Below are 15,816 nucleotides of genomic sequence, written 5' to 3'. Positions count from 1 at the left end.
GGGGTAACGAGATGATTCCAGTACGAGGCTTGGAAGGCGCGCAAGTGGCGGTCCTGGGGCTGGGGCGTTCCGGCCTGGCGGCGGCGCGGGCGCTGGCGGCGGGCGGTGCGACGCCGCTGTGCTGGGACGACAACGCCGAAGCCCGGTCCCGGGCCGAGGCCGAGGGGCTGACCTGCGCGGATCTGAAGGCGCCGGGTGCCTTCGATGCCATCGCGCGGCTGGTCGTCAGCCCCGGCATTCCGCATCTGTATCCCGCGCCGAACCCCGTGGTGCAGGCCGCGCTGGAAGCGGGCGTTCCGGTGGACAACGACATCGGCCTATTCTTTCAAAGCTTTGCAACGTCGGACTGGGATGGCTTCGACGTGATGCCGCGGGTGGTTGCGGTGACCGGGTCAAACGGAAAATCCACCACCTCGGCCCTGATCCATCACATTCTGGAACATGTCGGGCGCCCCTGTCAGCTGGCCGGAAACATCGGGCGCGGGGTGCTGGACCTGGAACCGGCGGTGGAAGGCGAGGTCGTGGTGCTGGAGCTGAGCAGCTATCAGACCGACCTGGCGCGGGCGCTGACGCCGGATGTGGCGGTCTTTACCAACCTCAGTCCCGATCACCTGGACCGGCACCATGGGATGGGCGGCTATTTCGCGGCCAAGCGCAGGCTCTTTGCCGAGGGCGGGCCGGACCGTGCGGTGATCGGCGTGGATGAGGTGGAGGGGCAGTACCTGGCCGGGCAGATGACCGAAGGCCGGGCCGATGACCGGGTGATCCGCGTCAGCGTGACGCGCAAGCTGACCGGACCGGGCTGGCAGGTCTTTGCCCGCAAGGGGTTCTTGTCGGAGTATCGCAAGGGCAAGCAGGTCGCGTCGGTGGATCTGCGCGGGGTCGCGGGATTGCCGGGGGCGCACAACCATCAGAACGCCTGCGCCGCCTATGCCGCCTGCCGGTCGCTTGGGCTGGCCCCACGGGTGATCGAGGCGGCGTTGCACACCTTTGGCGGGTTGCCGCACCGGTCCCAGACCATCGCGGAGGCCAATGGCGTGCGCTATGTCAACGACAGCAAGGCGACGAATGTGGATTCCGCGGCCAAGGCATTGGCGGCGTTTGACAATATTCGCTGGATCTGCGGCGGGCTGGAAAAGGAAGGCGGGCTGGCCGGGCTGGCCGGTGCCACCGGCGGCGTGCGAAAGGCCTATGTCATCGGGCGGGAGGCGGCCGCCTTCGCCATGCAGCTGAACGTGGAGGCCGAGGTCTGCGGCACGATGGAGGCGGCGGTCGCCCGGGCCGTGGCGGAGGCAGAGCGGGGCGATGTGGTGCTGCTGGCCCCGGCGGCGGCAAGTTTCGATCAATACGACAGCTTCGAGCGACGGGGTGAGGATTTTGCGGCCTGTGTTGCGGCGGCGACCGGGACTGCCCGGGGCTGACGGGGGCGGCTTCTCAGGGCAATCAGCGTGGCGAAGCTGCGGCGATGGCGGTACCGGCGGCCCAGCCGGAGGACCAGGCCCATTGGAAATTGTAGCCGCCGAGCCAGCCGGTGACATCCACGGCCTCGCCGATCATGTAGAGGCCGGGCACGTCGCGGCTTTGCATGGTCTTGCTTGAGATCCGGTCGGTGGCGATACCGCCAAGCGTGACCTCGGCGGTGCGGTAGCCTTCGGAGCCGGTGGGCCTGAGGCGCCATTGGCGCAGGGCATCGGTTATTTCCGTCAGCCGCGTGTCGGACTGATCGGCGAGATTGCCCGCAAGGGCGAGCGCGGGGGTCAGGTGCTCGACCAGGCGGGCGGGCAGGTGGCGGGCAAGCTCGGTGGTGACGGCGCGTCGGCCTTCGGCCTGACGCTGGCTGCGCAGGGTGTCGTAGAGCGTTGCGCCGGGGTCGAGGTCGAGGGTGATGGCCTCGCCCTCGCGCCAGTAGGACGACGCTTGCAGGATGGCAGGCCCGGAAAGGCCCCGATGGGTGAAAAGCACGGCTTCGGTAAAGCTGGTATCGCCTGCGGTGACGCGGGCCGGGGCGGCGACACCGGAGATGGGCGCAAATCGCTGGTCGGAGAAGGTGAGCGGCACGAGGGCGGGGCGCGTGTCGGTGACGGCATGGCCGAACTGGCGGGCGATGTCGTAGGCGAGGCCGGTTGCGCCCATGGCCGGGATCGACTTGCCGCCCGCCGCCAGGACAAGGTTGCGGGCAGTGACCGTCTGGCGCTTGCCCTCGCGATCGAGCGTGACGGTGAAGTGCGTGCCGTCATGGCTGATCTCGCCCACGGTGGTCTGCAACCAGAGCATGGCCCCGGCGGCGTCCATTTCATCCCGCAGCATCTGGATGATCTGGGGGGATTTGCCATCGCAGAACAGCTGGCCCAGCGTCTTTTCGTGCCAGGTGATGCCGTGGCGGGACAGCAGGTCGATGAAATCCCACTGGGTGTAACGGCTGAGCGCGGATTTCTGGAAATGCGGGTTCTGGCCGAGAAAATTGTTGGCTGCGGCATGGAGGTTGGTGAAGTTGCAGCGCCCGCCGCCCGAGATGCGGATCTTTTCGCCCGGTGCCTTGGCGTGATCGACGACGAGCGTATCCGGCCCGGCATGGGCCGCGCACATCATGCCGGCGGCACCGGCGCCGAGAATGAGGGTGGTGACGTTCATGCGGTTCCCGTGCCTCAGCGGGGCGGGGCCGTCAAGGTGCAGGGGCGTCAAGGTGCAGGGCGCGGGCATGGGCTGGCGACCTCATTTGCTTGTGTTTGGAACACGGGGCGCTCGGGGGGTGTTGACGTCTCGAAACTCAAGACAAACGGAGGAGTCACATGAACATCCAGACACGACACGATATGCTGACTGCTCAGGACGATTATCCGACCCGGGTGCCGGGCGAGGAACGACTGAGCGCGCGCAAGGACCCCGTGCTGTGGTCGGAGTGGTCCGAGGACGCGCCGATCGGCAAGGACGAGGCGGAGCAGTACGCCGAGAACGGGTACCTGGTGCGCCGCGATATGTTCGACGCGGAAGAGCTGAAGATGCTGACCGAGACCGCCGACAAGCTGCGCGAGGGCGGCGGGGATATCCCCGACGACGACCTCATTCGCGAACCCGACAGCGACGCGGTGCGCACGGTCTTTCGCCTCGACCAGCATTCCAAGGCATTCCGCCGTCTGGCCTGCGATCGCCGCCTGGCTGGCGTGGCCGAGTTCCTTTTGGGCGACGACGTGTACCTGCACCAGTCGCGGTTGAACTACAAACCGGGGTTCGCCGGGAAAGAGTTCTACTGGCATTCGGATTTCGAGACCTGGCATGCCGAAGACGGGATGCCGCGGATGCGCGCGGTGTCGGCCTCGGTGCTGCTGACGCCGAACGGGCCGCACAATGGCCCGCTTCTGCTGGTGCCGGGATCGCAGGCCGTGTTCATCAGCTGCGTCGGCGAGACACCCGAGGACAACCACGAAACCTCGCTGAAAGAGCAGAAGGTGGGCGTGCCGCAGCCCGGCACGATCGACCGGATGGCGCAAAAGGCGGGCGGCATCGCGTCGGCCGAAGGGGACACCGGCACGGTGATCTTTTTCGACTGCAACACCTTGCACGGCTCGAACGGGAACATCACGCCCGATCCGCGGGCCAACGGGTTCTTCGTCTACAACGCGATGTCGAACGCGCTGGTGCAGCCCTACGCGGCCCCTGCGCCGCGCCCGGAATTCCTGGCGAACCGGGAAACACCAGAGGCGATCCGGCCCATTTCGGGCAGGCTGGTAGACTGATCGTCACCCGGTGGGCGCAGAACGCTTCCCACCGGGGAAAACTGCTGCTATACTGGCTCAAACGCCCCCGGGAAAAGAGGGGCAAGAGGCAGTCTGAGGCAGTGTATCCATGACAGAGATGGTCTATGGCGCGGTTCCCGTTCGGGAAGGCGAGCCGATTCTTCCCAAATGGTGGCGTACCGTTGACAGGTGGGCGCTGTCCTGCGTGCTGATGCTGTTCGCGGTCGGCATGTTGCTGGGGCTGGCCGCTTCGCCGCCGCTGGCGGCCAAGAACGGGTTCGATCCGTTCCACTATGTCCAGCGGCAGGCGTTTTTCGGCGGTCTGGCGATCCTGGCGATGATCCTGACGTCCATGATGTCACCCGTGGTGGTGCGGCGGCTGGCGGTGATCGGCTTTGTCGGGGCTTTCGTGGCGCTTGCGTTGCTGCCCTTTCTGGGGACCGACTTTGGCAAGGGGGCGACGCGCTGGTATTCGCTGGGCTTTGCCAGCGTGCAGCCCTCTGAATTTCTCAAACCCGGTTTCATCGTCGTGACCGCCTGGTTGATGGCGGCCAGCGTCGAGATCAACGGCCCGCCGGGCAAGGCGTGGTCCTTTGCGCTGTGCATGTCCATCGTGCTGATGCTGGCGCTGCAGCCCGATTTCGGTCAGGCCTGTCTGGTGCTGTTCGGCTGGGGCGTGATGTATTTCGTCGCCGGTGCGCCGATGACGCTGCTGGTGGGCATGGCCGGTATGGTGGTGATGGCGGGCAGCTTTGCCTATTCCAACTCCGAACACTTCGCGCGGCGGATCGACGGCTTTCTCAGCCCCGACGTCGATCCGACCACGCAGTTGGGCTATGCCACCAACGCCATCATCGAGGGCGGCTTCTTTGGCGTGGGCGTTGGCGAGGGCGAGGTGAAATGGTCGCTTCCCGATGCCCATACCGATTTCATCATCGCCGTCGCGGCCGAGGAATACGGGCTGGTGCTGGTGCTGTGCATCATCGCGCTCTACACCGGGATCGTCGTGCGCTCGCTGCTGCGCCTGGTGCGCGAGCGTGATCCCTTCATCCGGCTGGCGGGGACCGGGCTTGCCTGTATCTTCGGCGTGCAGGCCATGATAAACATGGGCGTGGCGGTGCGGCTGTTGCCGGCCAAGGGCATGACACTGCCGTTCGTCAGCTACGGCGGGTCGTCGGTAATCGCCTCTGGCATTGCCGTGGGCATGCTTCTGGCGTTCACCCGCAGCAGGCCGCAGGGCGAAATTTCTGACATTCTTGGCCGGGGCCGGGGCCGCTAGCCCCGCGCCGCCGGACGGAGGACACCATGACCGCACCCTTGTTGATCATCGCAGCCGGCGGCACCGGGGGCCACATGTTCCCCGCGCAGGCCCTGGCAGAGGTGATGCTGGCGCGCGGCTGGCGGGTGCGTCTGTCCACCGACGCACGCGGGGCGCGCTACACCGGCGGATTCCCGGCTGAGGTCGACATCCAGCAGGTCAGCTCCGCCACCTTTGCGCGCGGCGGCGTGCTGGCCAAGGCGATGGTGCCGCTGCGCATCGGCGCGGGGGCATTGGGTGCCGCGATGCGCATGATGCGGGACCGGCCCGCGGTGGTGGTCGGCTTTGGCGGCTACCCCAGCATCCCGGCGCTGTCGGCGGCAACCCTGTTGCGGGTGCCGCGCATGATCCATGAACAGAACGGCGTGCTGGGCCGGGTCAATACGATCTTTGCCAAGCGGGTCGATGCGATGGCCTGCGGGACCTGGCCGACAAACCTGCCCGAGGGCGTGGAAGGGGTGCACGTGGGCAACCCGGTGCGTGCCGCGGTGCTGGACCGTGCCGGTGCGGGCTATATCCCGCCGGGGGACTACCCGATGGAGGTGCTGGTGATGGGGGGCTCGCAGGGCGCGCGCATTCTCAGCGATGTGGTGCCCGCCGCGCTTGCTGCGCTGCCGCTCGCCATGCTCAAGAACATCCGCGTCAGCCATCAGGCCCGCGACGAGGACGGCCAGCGGGTCGCCGATTATTATGCCGAGAACGCCATTGATGCGGACGTGCAGCCGTTCTTTGACGATGTGCCGCGCCGGATGTCGGAGGCGCAGCTGGTCATCAGCCGGTCGGGGGCGTCCTCGGTCGCGGATATCTCGGTGATCGGCCGACCGTCGATCCTGATCCCCTTTGCCGCCGCGACGGGCGATCACCAGACCGCCAATGCGCGCGGCCTGGTAGAGGCGGGCGCGGCGATCATGATCCCGGAGAGCCAGCTCAGCACCGACGCGCTGGCCGAACAGATACAGAGCATTCTCGAACAGCCCGACGCGGCCTTGCAGATGTCGCGGGCCGCCCATGCCGTGGGCAAGCCCGAGGCAGCGGAGGCGCTGGCTCAGATGGTCGAGACCCTGGCGCAGGAAGGAACACGCAGATGAACGCAGCAGCAGCCACCAAACTGCCCACCGATGTCGGGCCGATCCATTTCGTCGGCATCGGCGGGATCGGCATGTCGGGCATCGCCGAAGTGCTGATCAACCACGGCTACCGGGTGCAGGGGTCCGACCTGAAGGCCAGCAAGATCACCGACCGGCTGGCGGATCTGGGCGCTACGATTTTCGAAGGCCAGCGCGCCGAGAACATCGAGAACGCGGAGGTGGTGGTCATCTCTTCGGCGATCAAGAAGGGCAACGCGGAACTGGACGCCGCGCGGCTCAAGGGCCTGCCCATCGTGCGTCGCGCCGAAATGCTGGGCGAACTGATGCGGCTGAAGTCCAACATCGCCGTGGCGGGCACCCATGGCAAGACGACGACGACCACGATGGTCGCGGAACTGCTGGTCAAGGGCGGCATCGACCCGACCGTCGTGAATGGCGGCATCATCCACGCCTACGGCTCCAACGCGCGGATGGGGCAGGGCGAATGGATGGTGGTCGAGGCCGACGAGAGCGACGGCACCTTCAACCGGCTGCCCGCGACCATTGCGATCGTCACCAACATCGACCCCGAGCATATGGAGCACTGGGGCGATTTCGACCGGCTGCGCCAGGGGTTTCTGGACTTCGTGTCGAACATTCCCTTCTACGGGCTTGCGGTCTGCTGCACCGATCATGACGAGGTGCAAAGGCTGGTGGGCAAGATCACAGACCGCCGGGTCGTGACCTATGGCTTCAACGCGCAGGCGGATGTGCGGGCGCGCAACCTGACCTACAAGGCCGGTGTGGCGCATTTCGACATCCACCTCCAGGCCGAAGGGGCCGTGATCGAAGGGTGCGAATTGCCGATGCCGGGCGACCACAATGTGTCCAACGCCCTGAGCGCGGTCGCGGTGGCACGCCATCTGGGCATGAAGCGGGACGAGATCCGCGCCGCGTTGAAGAGCTTCGGCGGGGTGAACCGCCGCTTTACCAAGGTGGGCGAAGTGGATGGAGTGACCATCATCGACGACTACGGCCACCATCCGGTCGAGATCGCGGCCGTGTTGAAAGCCGCGCGCCAGGCGACCGAGGGGCGGGTGATCGCGGTTCATCAGCCGCACCGGTATTCGCGGCTGAGCCATCACTTCGATGAATTCTGCGCCTGTTTCAACGATGCCGATGTGGTCGGCATTGCAGATGTCTATGCCGCAGGCGAGGACCTGATCGAGGGCGCGGATCGCGACAGCCTCGTGGCGGGGCTGATCCGCCACGGCCATCGTCATGCCCGCGCGGTCCGGGACGAAAGCGACCTGCTGCGGCTGGTGCGGGAACAGGCCAGACCGGGCGACATGGTGGTGTGCCTTGGCGCCGGGACGATCAGCGGCTGGGCCAATGCGCTGCCCGAAAAGCTTCAGGCGCTGAAGGGGGCCGCGGCCTGAGCGGCGGCGGTCCGGGACATAATTCTGCCGTATGCGCGTGGTCCTACCCCGCCAGCCGGCTGATCGGAACGCCCCGACAAGCGGGCGACGGCTTGAGGAAGAAGAAGAAGGAGCTGCGGGCATGACGCTTTTATGGATTTCGGTTCTGTGGGTGCTGGCTTCGGCCGCGGTGGCGATGCTGCCGATGCGCCAGCAATATGTGCCGGGTGTGGCGCTGCTGATGGCGGCGCCGGTGCTGATCGTGGCGATTGTTTCCCATGTGGGCTGGTTCATGGGAATGCTGGCGCTGGCCGCCTTCATCTCAATGTACCGCAACCCTCTGCGCTATCTGCTGGCGCGTCTGCGCGGGCGCGACTTTGAGGTGCCCCAGTGAGCCCATCACTGGTGCTGGCCTGTTTCTGGGCCTTGGCGGCGAATGTGATCGCGATGACGCCAAGCCGGGACCACCACTGGCGAAATGCCTATGTGCTGATTGCCATCGGCATCCCGATACTGGGCTATGTCACCATGCAGCACGGTCCCTGGGTGGGACTGCTGGTGCTGGCGGGGGGCTGTTCGGTGCTGCGCTGGCCGGTGATCTACCTCATGCGCTGGCTGCGCCGGGGGGTGGATCAGGGGGACATCAAAGGGCCCGCCGAATGACCGGCACCGTCGTCATCCTTGTGGCGATCCTCGGGGCTTGGATGCTGGCCTGCGCCATTCAGGGCTACCGCGTGAGGCCGATGGGATTTGTCGGTGTCCTTCTGGTGGGACTGGCGCTGAACATGCTGTGGATGGCCCTGCATCTGGACGCGCGCCCGCTGGAGGGGCATGCGCTGATGGCGCAGGCGGCGCTGACGCTCTATGGCCTTTGTGCCTTTGGCGCGGGCTGGCTGGTGGGCCGGGTGGTGCGCCAGTTCCGCGCCAGCCGGGTCGACGACACGACATCCTGACCGGGCAGCGTCCGTTTGACGGGTGCCGACAATGCGGCTAATCCAGCGGCATGAGCAACACACATCTTCCGGTCGTGCGCGGCAAACTCACGGCTCGGCGCATGCTGAGCGATCTGACATGGTTGCGCGTGGGCGGCCCGGCGGACCACCTGTTCCAGCCTGCCGATCTTGACGACCTGAGCGGTTTTCTGGCCGCTTTGCCCCGTGACGTGGCGGTTTTTCCGATGGGCGTCGGATCCAACCTGATCGTGCGCGACGGCGGGCTGCGGGCGGTGGTGATCCGGCTCGGGCGGGGCTTCAACGGGATCGAGATCAGCGGCGGGCATGTGATCGCGGGGGCCGCCGCGCTGGATGCGCATGTGGCCCGGAAAGCAGCGGATGCGGGGCTGGACCTGACGTTTCTGCGCACCATTCCCGGCAGCATCGGCGGCGCGGTGCGCATGAACGCCGGTTGTTACGGCAGCTACACCGCGGATCACTTCGTCAGTGCGCAGGCCGTGACCCGCGCGGGCGAAATCGTGACCCTGACCGCGGGGGACCTGAACTTCCGCTACCGCCAGAGCGATCTGGCCGAGGGCGCGGTGATCGTCAGCGCGGTTTTCGCGCCGCCCCGCGCGGCGCCGGAGGACCTGCATGCGCGTATGGCCGCGCAGCTGGCCAAACGGGACGACACGCAGCCCACCAGGGACCGCTCTGCCGGGAGCACCTTCCGCAACCCGGCGGGTTTTTCCAGCACCGGGCAGGCCGATGACGTCCACGACCTGAAGGCGTGGAAGGTCATTGACGACGCGGGCATGCGCGGTGCGCGGCTGGGTGGCGCACAGATGAGCCCGAAACATTCCAACTTCCTCATCAATGCGCAGGACGCGACCGCCGCCGACCTTGAAAACCTTGGCGAAGAGGTGCGAAAAAAGGTTTACGATTCCAGCGGGATCACGCTAGAATGGGAAATCATGCGGATCGGCGATTTTCTGGACGGGCCGGACGCGGAGGCATAAGCCGAAAACGGCGAAAACCATAATAACAATGGGCCGAAAATGGCCCGGGACAAAGGCACTTCAGTGGGTATGTCGAGCAGGACAAACCCGACAGTGGCGGTACTATTGGGCGGACCCTCGGCAGAACGCGAGGTGTCGCTTTCATCGGGGCGCGCGTGCGCGGCCGCACTGCGGGAACATGGCGGATACGAGGTGGTCGAGGTCGATGCAGGCCGCGACCTCTGTGCGGTCCTGACCGATCTCAAGCCCGACGCCGTTCTGAATTGCCTGCATGGCCGCTGGGGTGAAGATGGCTGCGTGCAGGGGCTTCTTGAATGGATGGGCATCCCCTACAGCCACTCCGGCGTGCTGGCGTCATCGCTCGCGATGGACAAGCAGCGCAGCAAGGACGTCTACCGCCGCGCAGGCCTGCCGGTGGTCGAAAGCTTCATCCGCTGCAAGGCCGAGGTGATCGCGCATCATGTCATGGCGCCGCCCTATGTGGTCAAGCCGAACAACGAAGGCTCCTCCGTGGGGGTCTACCTCGTCAACGAGGAAAACAATGGCCCGCCGCAGCTTGACGATGCCATGCCGGAGTTCGTCATGGTCGAAACCTATGCGCCGGGGCGCGAGCTGACCACCACGGTCATGGGCGACCGCGCGCTGACCGTGACCGACATCATCACCACCGGCTGGTACGATTACGACGCCAAGTACAAGGCGGGGGGATCGACACATGTGGTGCCCGCCGACATTCCCGCCGACATTTTCGATCTGTGCCTGGAATACGCCCTGCGCGCCCATGAGGCGCTGGGGTGTCGGGGCGTCAGCCGCACCGATTTCCGCTGGGACGAGGCGCGCGGCGCCGATGGGCTTGTCCTGCTTGAGACGAACACCCAACCGGGCATGACCGCGACGTCGCTGTCGCCCGAACAGGCGCAGGCCTGCGGCATGTCGTTTCCCGATCTCTGCGCCTGGATGGTGGAGGACGCCTCATGCGATCGTTGATCCGCCGCAAGAACACCCCGACGACGCCGAAGGCCGATCCTGCACCGTCCCGCTGGGCCTGGCGCATGCAGCGGCTGATGCTGACGCCGGGTTTCCGGCTGATGCTGCGGGCGGGCGTGCCGTTCTGCCTGACGCTTTTGGCCGGTACCATCTATCTGGCCGATGACACGCGCCGCGCCCGGATCGTCGATGGCGTCGCGGAGGCACGCCGCGCGATCGAAGAGCGCCCGGAATTCATGGTCAAGCTGATGGCCATCGACGGCGCGGAAGACAAGCTGGCCGCCGACATCCGCGCGGCGGTGCCGATCGAGTTTCCGCTCAGCTCCTTCGACCTGGATCTGGAGCAGGTGCGCGAGACGATAAAGTCGTTGAACAGTGTCAAGAACGCCAGCGTCCGGATCAAGCCGGGCGGGGTGCTTCAGGTGATTGTGATGCCCCGCGTTCCGGTGGCCATCTGGCGCACCGCCGAGGGTCTGACGCTGGTGGACGAGGGCGGCGCACCCGTCGGCCCCATCGCCAGCCGCACCGAACGCCCCGACCTGCCGCTGATCGCGGGCGAAGGGGCGGCCCGCCATGTGCCCGAGGCGCTGATCCTGATCCAGGCGACCGCGCCGATCGCGGATCGCGTGCGGGGGCTGGTGCGCATGGGGGCGCGGCGCTGGGACGTGGTGCTGGACCGCGGGCAGCGCATCCTGCTGCCCGAAACCGATGCCCTGCGGGCGCTGGAACGGGTGATCGCGCTGGAAGGCGCGCAGGAAATGCTGACCCGCGATGTGTCCCATGTGGACATGCGGCTGGCCCAGCGGCCGACAGTCAGAATGACACAGGAAGCCACCGAAGCGTGGTGGAACATAATACAGAGCTCGGGACACTAGATCCCGGCCATATCACAAGGCAGTGACACGATGATGGACCTTTACGACAGTCAACGCTCGATGCGGAACATGCGCCGGATTGCGATGCAAAGGGGTGTCGTGGCCATTCTCGATGTGGGGACCTCCAAGATCGCCTGCCTGGTGCTGCGCTTTGACGGCAGTGGTGAACTGGGCGAAGAGGGCGAGATCGGATCGCTGGCGGGGCAATCGGGGTTCCGCGTCATCGGCGCCGCGACCACCCGGTCGCGCGGGGTGCGCTTTGGCGAAATCTGCGTGATGAGCGAGACGGAGCGCGCCATTCGCACGGCGTTGCAGGCGGCGCAGAAGATGGCCGGGATCCGCGTGGATCATGTGATCGCCTGTTTCTCCGGCGCCGAACCGCGCAGCTACGGGCTGGATGCGCAGATCGAGCTGGACGGGCAGGCGGTGACGGAGCAGGACGTGGCGCAGGTGCTGGCAAGCTGCGACGTCCCGGAATACGGCGAGGACCGCGAGGTGCTGCACGCGCAGCCCGTGAACTTTGCGCTCGATCATCGCTCCGGCCTGATCGACCCGCGCGGCCAGCTGGGCAATACGCTGTCGGTGGACATGCACATGCTGACGGTCGACGCCGCGACCGTCCAGCACCTGGCGCATTGCATCAGGCGGTGCGACCTGGAACTCGCAGGTATCGCAAACTCGGCCTATGTGTCGGGCATTTCGTCACTGGTGGAGGACGAGCAGGAACTGGGTGCCGCCTGTATCGACATGGGCGGCGGGTCGACCGGGGTGTCGATCTTTATCAAGAAACACATGATCTATGCGGATTCAGTGCGGATGGGCGGGGACCATGTGACCTCGGACATCTCGATGGGGCTACAGGTTCCCACGGCCAATGCCGAACGGATCAAGACGTTCTACGGCGGGGTGCATGCCACTGGCATGGATGACCGCGAGATGATCGAGATCGGCGGCGAGACGGGGGATTACGAACACGACCGCCGCACCGCCAGCCGGGCAGAGCTGATCGGCATCATGCGCCCGCGGGTCGAAGAGATCCTCGAAGAGGTGCGCGTGCGGCTGGACGCTGCCGGGTTCGACCACCTGCCCAGCCAGCAGATCGTCCTGACCGGCGGGGGCAGCCAGATCCCGGGCCTGGACGGGCTGGCGTCCAAGATCCTGGGCCAGCAGGTGCGGCTGGGCCGCCCGCTGCGGGTGCATGGCCTGCCACAGGCCGCAACCGGTCCGGGCTTTGCTTCGGCCGTCGGTCTGTCGCTCTTTGCGGCGCATCCGCAGGACGAATGGTGGGACTTCGACATTCCCGCCGACAGATACCCGGCGCGCTCGCTGAAACGGGCGGTAAAATGGTTCAGAGACAACTGGTGATCGCAATATGAAGTGGGTCCACCGACATACGGGAAAAATCAGCAAGATTCTGCCCACATGTGGGGTAATTATGGTGTTTTATAGGTGACGATGCGGCCTCAAACCGTTAAGCTTTCCTGAATTTATGACGAAGAAGCGCTCATGGGACGTGGGCTAAAAAACAGGCGGACAGCACATGACACTGAACCTTTCATTGCCCGGACAGGACGATCTGAAGCCTCGCATCACCGTTTTCGGTGTCGGCGGCGCCGGTGGTAACGCGGTCAACAATATGATCGAAAAACAACTGGATGGCGTGGATTTCGTCGTGGCCAACACGGACGCGCAGGCGTTGCAGCAGGCGCGGGCTGAAAACAAGGTTCAGCTGGGGATCAAGGTGACAGAGGGTCTGGGCGCGGGCGCGCGGGCCACTGTCGGTGCGGCTGCCGCCGAAGAATCAATCGAACAGATCGTCGATCATCTGGCCGGCGCGCACATGTGCTTTATCACCGCCGGTATGGGCGGCGGCACCGGCACCGGTGCGGCGCCGATCATCGCGCAGGCTGCGCGCGAGCTGGGCGTTCTGACCGTCGGTGTCGTGACCAAGCCGTTCCAGTTCGAGGGCGCCAAGCGGATGCGCCAGGCCGAAGACGGCGTCGAGGCGCTGCAAAAGGTCGTCGATACCCTGATCATCATCCCCAACCAGAACCTGTTCCGCCTGGCGAACGAGAAGACGACCTTTACCGAAGCCTTCTCGATGGCCGATGACGTGCTGTACCAGGGTGTCAAAGGTGTGACCGACCTGATGGTCCGTCCCGGCCTGATCAACCTCGACTTTGCCGACGTCCGCGCGGTGATGGACGAGATGGGCAAGGCGATGATGGGCACCGGCGAGGCGGAAGGCGAAGATCGCGCCATCCAGGCCGCCGAGAAGGCCATCGCCAACCCGCTGCTGGACGAAATCAGCCTGCGCGGCGCGAAGGGCGTGCTGATCAACATCACCGGCGGCGAAGACCTGACCCTGTTCGAACTGGACGAGGCCGCAAACCGCATCCGCGAAGAAGTGGATCCCGAGGCGAACATCATTGTCGGTTCCACCATGGATGAAGGCATGGGCGGTGTGATGCGCGTGAGCGTCGTGGCCACCGGCATCGACGCGACCGACGTGAACACCGACATTCCGGTGCCGCGCCGCTCCATGAGCCAGCCGCTGAAACCGCAGACCGTGACCGAGGACGCGCCCGCAGCACCCGCGGCCTCCGTTGCCGCGTCGACCGCGCAGGACAGCCAGAAGCCGCTGTTCGAAGACATGGACGTGCAGCGCGTCGCAGCTGAAGAGCAGGCCGAGGACATCTTTGCCGAGGACAGCACGCAGGACGACGATCTGCCGCCACCGGCCTACCAGCCGCAGGTTGCCGCCTTTGAGCCGCGTCAGGAAGAAGACAGCATCGAGGCAGAAGCGGAAGCCAAGCCGGAAGCCTATGTTGCACCGCGCGCTCCCGCGCCCGGCACGCCGTCGCCCGAGGCGCTGGCCCGCCTGCGCGCCGCGGCCCAGAAGGCCAACCCCGAACAGTCCCGGCCCGCAGCCCAGCAGCCCCGCCCGCAACAGGCGGCGTCGGGTGGTCAGGACAAGCCGCGGTTTGGCATCAATTCCCTGATCAACCGCATGACGGGCCATGCCGAGGGCGAGAGCCACGCCCAGGCTCAGCCGCGTCCGGTGCGCCAGCAGCCACCGGTCCAGCAGGCGCCGCAGCGCGGCGCATCTGCCGCGCCGCAGCCCTCGCAGGAGGCGGATCCGGATCAGGAACGCATCGAAATTCCCGCGTTTCTGCGCCGTCAGGCAAACTAAGACCTCACATATTGTGTAACAAAGGGTCGCCCTCGGGCGGCCCTTTTCCTTTTTTATCAAAGGTTTGTAATCGGTAGGGCGCGATTGCGCGCATATGTGACAGACATGTTTCAGTCGGTTGCAAAGATTGAGTTGAGTGAAGTGAACAGGCCCCCTAGTTCTGGGTTCAACTTAGACAACGATCTATGAACCTTGAGGACGAGCACGTGCAAACAACCATCAAATCCCCGATCTCCTTCGGCGGTCATGGCCTGCACTCGGGCGCGCCGGCCACCGTGACAGTGAATCCCGCCAGCGCGCATCACGGCATCTGGTTCAAGCGGACAGACATCGCGCTGGGTGACAGGCTGATCCCTGCACGCTGGGACGCGGTCAACCGGTCGCCGCTGTGCACCAAGCTGGAGAACGCGGCGGGCCTGCATGTTTCCACGGTCGAACACATCATGGCGGCGCTCGCCGGGTGCGGCATCCACAACGCATTGGTCGAGATTGACGGCCCCGAAGTGCCGATCCTCGACGGGTCTTCCGTGCAGTTTGTACGCGGCTTCATGCAGCGTGGCATCCGTTTGCTGGCCGCGCCCGTGATGGCGTTCGAAGTCCTGAAGGAAGTCACCGTCACCGACGGAGAGGCGCGTGCGACGCTGGCGCCCTCGGACACGCTGCGTATCGACTTCGAAATCGACTTTGCCGATCGGGCCATCGGACACCAGAAAAAGACCCTGGCGATGAACAACGGGTCCTTCGCGCGGGAGCTTTGCGACAGCCGGACATTCTGCCGCCGCGCGGACGTGGAAGCGATGCACGCCAATGGTCTGGCCCTGGGCGGCACCGCGGAAAACGCGGTCGTCGTGGACGGCGACACGATCCTGACGCCGGGCGGTCTGCGCCACGCGGATGAACCGGTGCGTCACAAGATGCTGGATGCGCTGGGCGACCTCGCGCTGGCCGGTGCGCCGCTCCTGGGGCATTACACCGGCTATCGGGCGGGTCATTCGCTGACCAACACGCTGCTTCGCGCGCTTTTCGCAACGCCGGACGCTGTCCGGCTGGTCAAATGCGACCCGCTCATGGCGGCGCGTCTGCCCGGCTCCGGTCTGGTCTGGGACGAGATCCCGCAGGTCGCCTGAGAGGCGGTCTCGGTATCGCTTTACACCCATTGAATCGCGCTGCAAGGCGCTGTATCCCCGATACAAAGCCATCTGGCATGGTCGTGTTGAAGCATTTGAACGCCACCTTGCTACAAAGCGCGTAATGCAAGTTTTGCATCGCAAAA

15 protein-coding genes are annotated in these 15,816 nt (G+C 65.8%); 14 read left to right on the top strand and 1 reads right to left on the bottom strand.

Translation table 11 applies throughout. The features are described from left to right. Positions 1-11: 11 nt before the first annotated feature. Positions 12-1,421: a UDP-N-acetylmuramoyl-L-alanine--D-glutamate ligase gene (gene murD / locus FIU94_RS16040; RefSeq protein WP_152466737.1), complete on the top strand. Its 1,410-nt coding sequence runs from the start codon at positions 12-14 to the stop codon at positions 1,419-1,421. A gap of 22 nt (positions 1,422-1,443) precedes the next feature. Here murD and FIU94_RS16035 read toward each other — a convergent pair whose 3' ends face one another. Then, positions 1,444-2,631, bottom strand: a complete 1,188-nt coding sequence (locus FIU94_RS16035) for an NAD(P)/FAD-dependent oxidoreductase (protein WP_152466735.1) — start codon at positions 2,629-2,631, stop codon at positions 1,444-1,446. Between the two features lie 158 nt (positions 2,632-2,789). On the opposite strand from FIU94_RS16035, the gene thpD reads away from it, so the two are divergent. From thpD to lpxC, 13 genes are all read left to right on the top strand, one after another. Further along, positions 2,790-3,734 (top strand): ectoine hydroxylase, encoded by a 945-nt coding sequence (gene thpD, locus FIU94_RS16030; RefSeq protein WP_152466733.1) that lies wholly within the window; start codon positions 2,790-2,792, stop codon positions 3,732-3,734. Between the two features lie 109 nt (positions 3,735-3,843). After that, positions 3,844-5,013, top strand: coding sequence for a putative lipid II flippase FtsW (gene ftsW, locus FIU94_RS16025; protein ID WP_152466731.1), 1,170 nt, complete (start codon positions 3,844-3,846; stop codon positions 5,011-5,013). Positions 5,014-5,039: 26 nt separating this feature from the next. Next, complete coding sequence (locus FIU94_RS16020) at positions 5,040-6,140, top strand: UDP-N-acetylglucosamine--N-acetylmuramyl-(pentapeptide) pyrophosphoryl-undecaprenol N-acetylglucosamine transferase (protein ID WP_152466730.1); 1,101 nt, start codon at positions 5,040-5,042, stop codon at positions 6,138-6,140. Further along, entirely contained in the window at positions 6,137-7,558 is a 1,422-nt protein-coding gene (gene murC / locus FIU94_RS16015) for a UDP-N-acetylmuramate--L-alanine ligase (RefSeq protein ID WP_152466728.1), read from the top strand. The genes FIU94_RS16020 and murC overlap by 4 nt, the downstream gene beginning before the upstream one ends. A gap of 121 nt (positions 7,559-7,679) precedes the next feature. After that, complete coding sequence (locus tag FIU94_RS16010; RefSeq protein ID WP_152466726.1) at positions 7,680-7,931, top strand: DUF2484 family protein; 252 nt, start codon at positions 7,680-7,682, stop codon at positions 7,929-7,931. Further along, complete coding sequence (locus tag FIU94_RS16005; protein ID WP_152466724.1) at positions 7,928-8,200, top strand: DUF2484 family protein; 273 nt, start codon at positions 7,928-7,930, stop codon at positions 8,198-8,200. Before FIU94_RS16010 ends, FIU94_RS16005 begins: the two co-directional genes overlap by 4 nt. Next, positions 8,197-8,490 (top strand): hypothetical protein, encoded by a 294-nt coding sequence (locus tag FIU94_RS16000; protein WP_152466722.1) that lies wholly within the window; start codon positions 8,197-8,199, stop codon positions 8,488-8,490. The genes FIU94_RS16005 and FIU94_RS16000 overlap by 4 nt, the downstream gene beginning before the upstream one ends. 50 nt (positions 8,491-8,540) lie before the next feature. After that, complete coding sequence (gene murB, locus FIU94_RS15995) at positions 8,541-9,488, top strand: UDP-N-acetylmuramate dehydrogenase (RefSeq protein WP_152466721.1); 948 nt, start codon at positions 8,541-8,543, stop codon at positions 9,486-9,488. Positions 9,489-9,557: 69 nt separating this feature from the next. Next, the gene (locus FIU94_RS15990) at positions 9,558-10,475 is read left to right on the top strand and encodes a D-alanine--D-alanine ligase (protein WP_152466720.1); all 918 of its coding nucleotides are present in this window, start codon (positions 9,558-9,560) and stop codon (positions 10,473-10,475) included. Then, positions 10,463-11,350 (top strand): cell division protein FtsQ/DivIB, encoded by an 888-nt coding sequence (locus FIU94_RS15985; RefSeq protein ID WP_152466719.1) that lies wholly within the window; start codon positions 10,463-10,465, stop codon positions 11,348-11,350. Before FIU94_RS15990 ends, FIU94_RS15985 begins: the two co-directional genes overlap by 13 nt. 30 nt (positions 11,351-11,380) lie before the next feature. Continuing rightward, on the top strand, positions 11,381-12,715 hold the full coding sequence (gene ftsA, locus FIU94_RS15980) for a cell division protein FtsA (protein WP_172975926.1): 1,335 nt from the start codon (positions 11,381-11,383) through the stop codon (positions 12,713-12,715). Positions 12,716-12,890: 175 nt separating this feature from the next. After that, complete coding sequence (gene ftsZ, locus FIU94_RS15975; RefSeq protein WP_152466718.1) at positions 12,891-14,543, top strand: cell division protein FtsZ; 1,653 nt, start codon at positions 12,891-12,893, stop codon at positions 14,541-14,543. Between the two features lie 206 nt (positions 14,544-14,749). Then, entirely contained in the window at positions 14,750-15,670 is a 921-nt protein-coding gene (lpxC, locus tag FIU94_RS15970) for a UDP-3-O-acyl-N-acetylglucosamine deacetylase (protein WP_152466717.1), read from the top strand. Positions 15,671-15,816 lie beyond the last annotated feature (146 nt).

Source organism: Sulfitobacter sp. THAF37, assembly GCF_009363555.1.
In the GTDB taxonomy this organism is placed as follows: domain Bacteria; phylum Pseudomonadota; class Alphaproteobacteria; order Rhodobacterales; family Rhodobacteraceae; genus Sulfitobacter.
The sequence above is the reverse complement of the archived record's forward strand: the minus strand, read 5'-3'. Positions and strand labels throughout refer to the sequence as shown.

What these genes read in the sequence shown, in the direction of transcription:
- murD (WP_152466737.1), top strand. Translation starts at nt 12, where the DNA reads ATGATTCCAGTACGAGGCTTGGAAGGCGCGCAAGTGGCGGTCCTGGGG.
- FIU94_RS16035 (WP_152466735.1), bottom strand. Translation starts at nt 2,631, where the DNA reads ATGAACGTCACCACCCTCATTCTCGGCGCCGGTGCCGCCGGCATGATG.
- thpD (WP_152466733.1), top strand. Translation starts at nt 2,790, where the DNA reads ATGAACATCCAGACACGACACGATATGCTGACTGCTCAGGACGATTAT.
- ftsW (WP_152466731.1), top strand. Translation starts at nt 3,844, where the DNA reads ATGACAGAGATGGTCTATGGCGCGGTTCCCGTTCGGGAAGGCGAGCCG.
- FIU94_RS16020 (WP_152466730.1), top strand. Translation starts at nt 5,040, where the DNA reads ATGACCGCACCCTTGTTGATCATCGCAGCCGGCGGCACCGGGGGCCAC.
- murC (WP_152466728.1), top strand. Translation starts at nt 6,137, where the DNA reads ATGAACGCAGCAGCAGCCACCAAACTGCCCACCGATGTCGGGCCGATC.
- FIU94_RS16010 (WP_152466726.1), top strand. Translation starts at nt 7,680, where the DNA reads ATGACGCTTTTATGGATTTCGGTTCTGTGGGTGCTGGCTTCGGCCGCG.
- FIU94_RS16000 (WP_152466722.1), top strand. Translation starts at nt 8,197, where the DNA reads ATGACCGGCACCGTCGTCATCCTTGTGGCGATCCTCGGGGCTTGGATG.
- murB (WP_152466721.1), top strand. Translation starts at nt 8,541, where the DNA reads ATGAGCAACACACATCTTCCGGTCGTGCGCGGCAAACTCACGGCTCGG.
- FIU94_RS15990 (WP_152466720.1), top strand. Translation starts at nt 9,558, where the DNA reads ATGTCGAGCAGGACAAACCCGACAGTGGCGGTACTATTGGGCGGACCC.
- FIU94_RS15985 (WP_152466719.1), top strand. Translation starts at nt 10,463, where the DNA reads ATGCGATCGTTGATCCGCCGCAAGAACACCCCGACGACGCCGAAGGCC.
- ftsA (WP_172975926.1), top strand. Translation starts at nt 11,381, where the DNA reads ATGATGGACCTTTACGACAGTCAACGCTCGATGCGGAACATGCGCCGG.
- ftsZ (WP_152466718.1), top strand. Translation starts at nt 12,891, where the DNA reads ATGACACTGAACCTTTCATTGCCCGGACAGGACGATCTGAAGCCTCGC.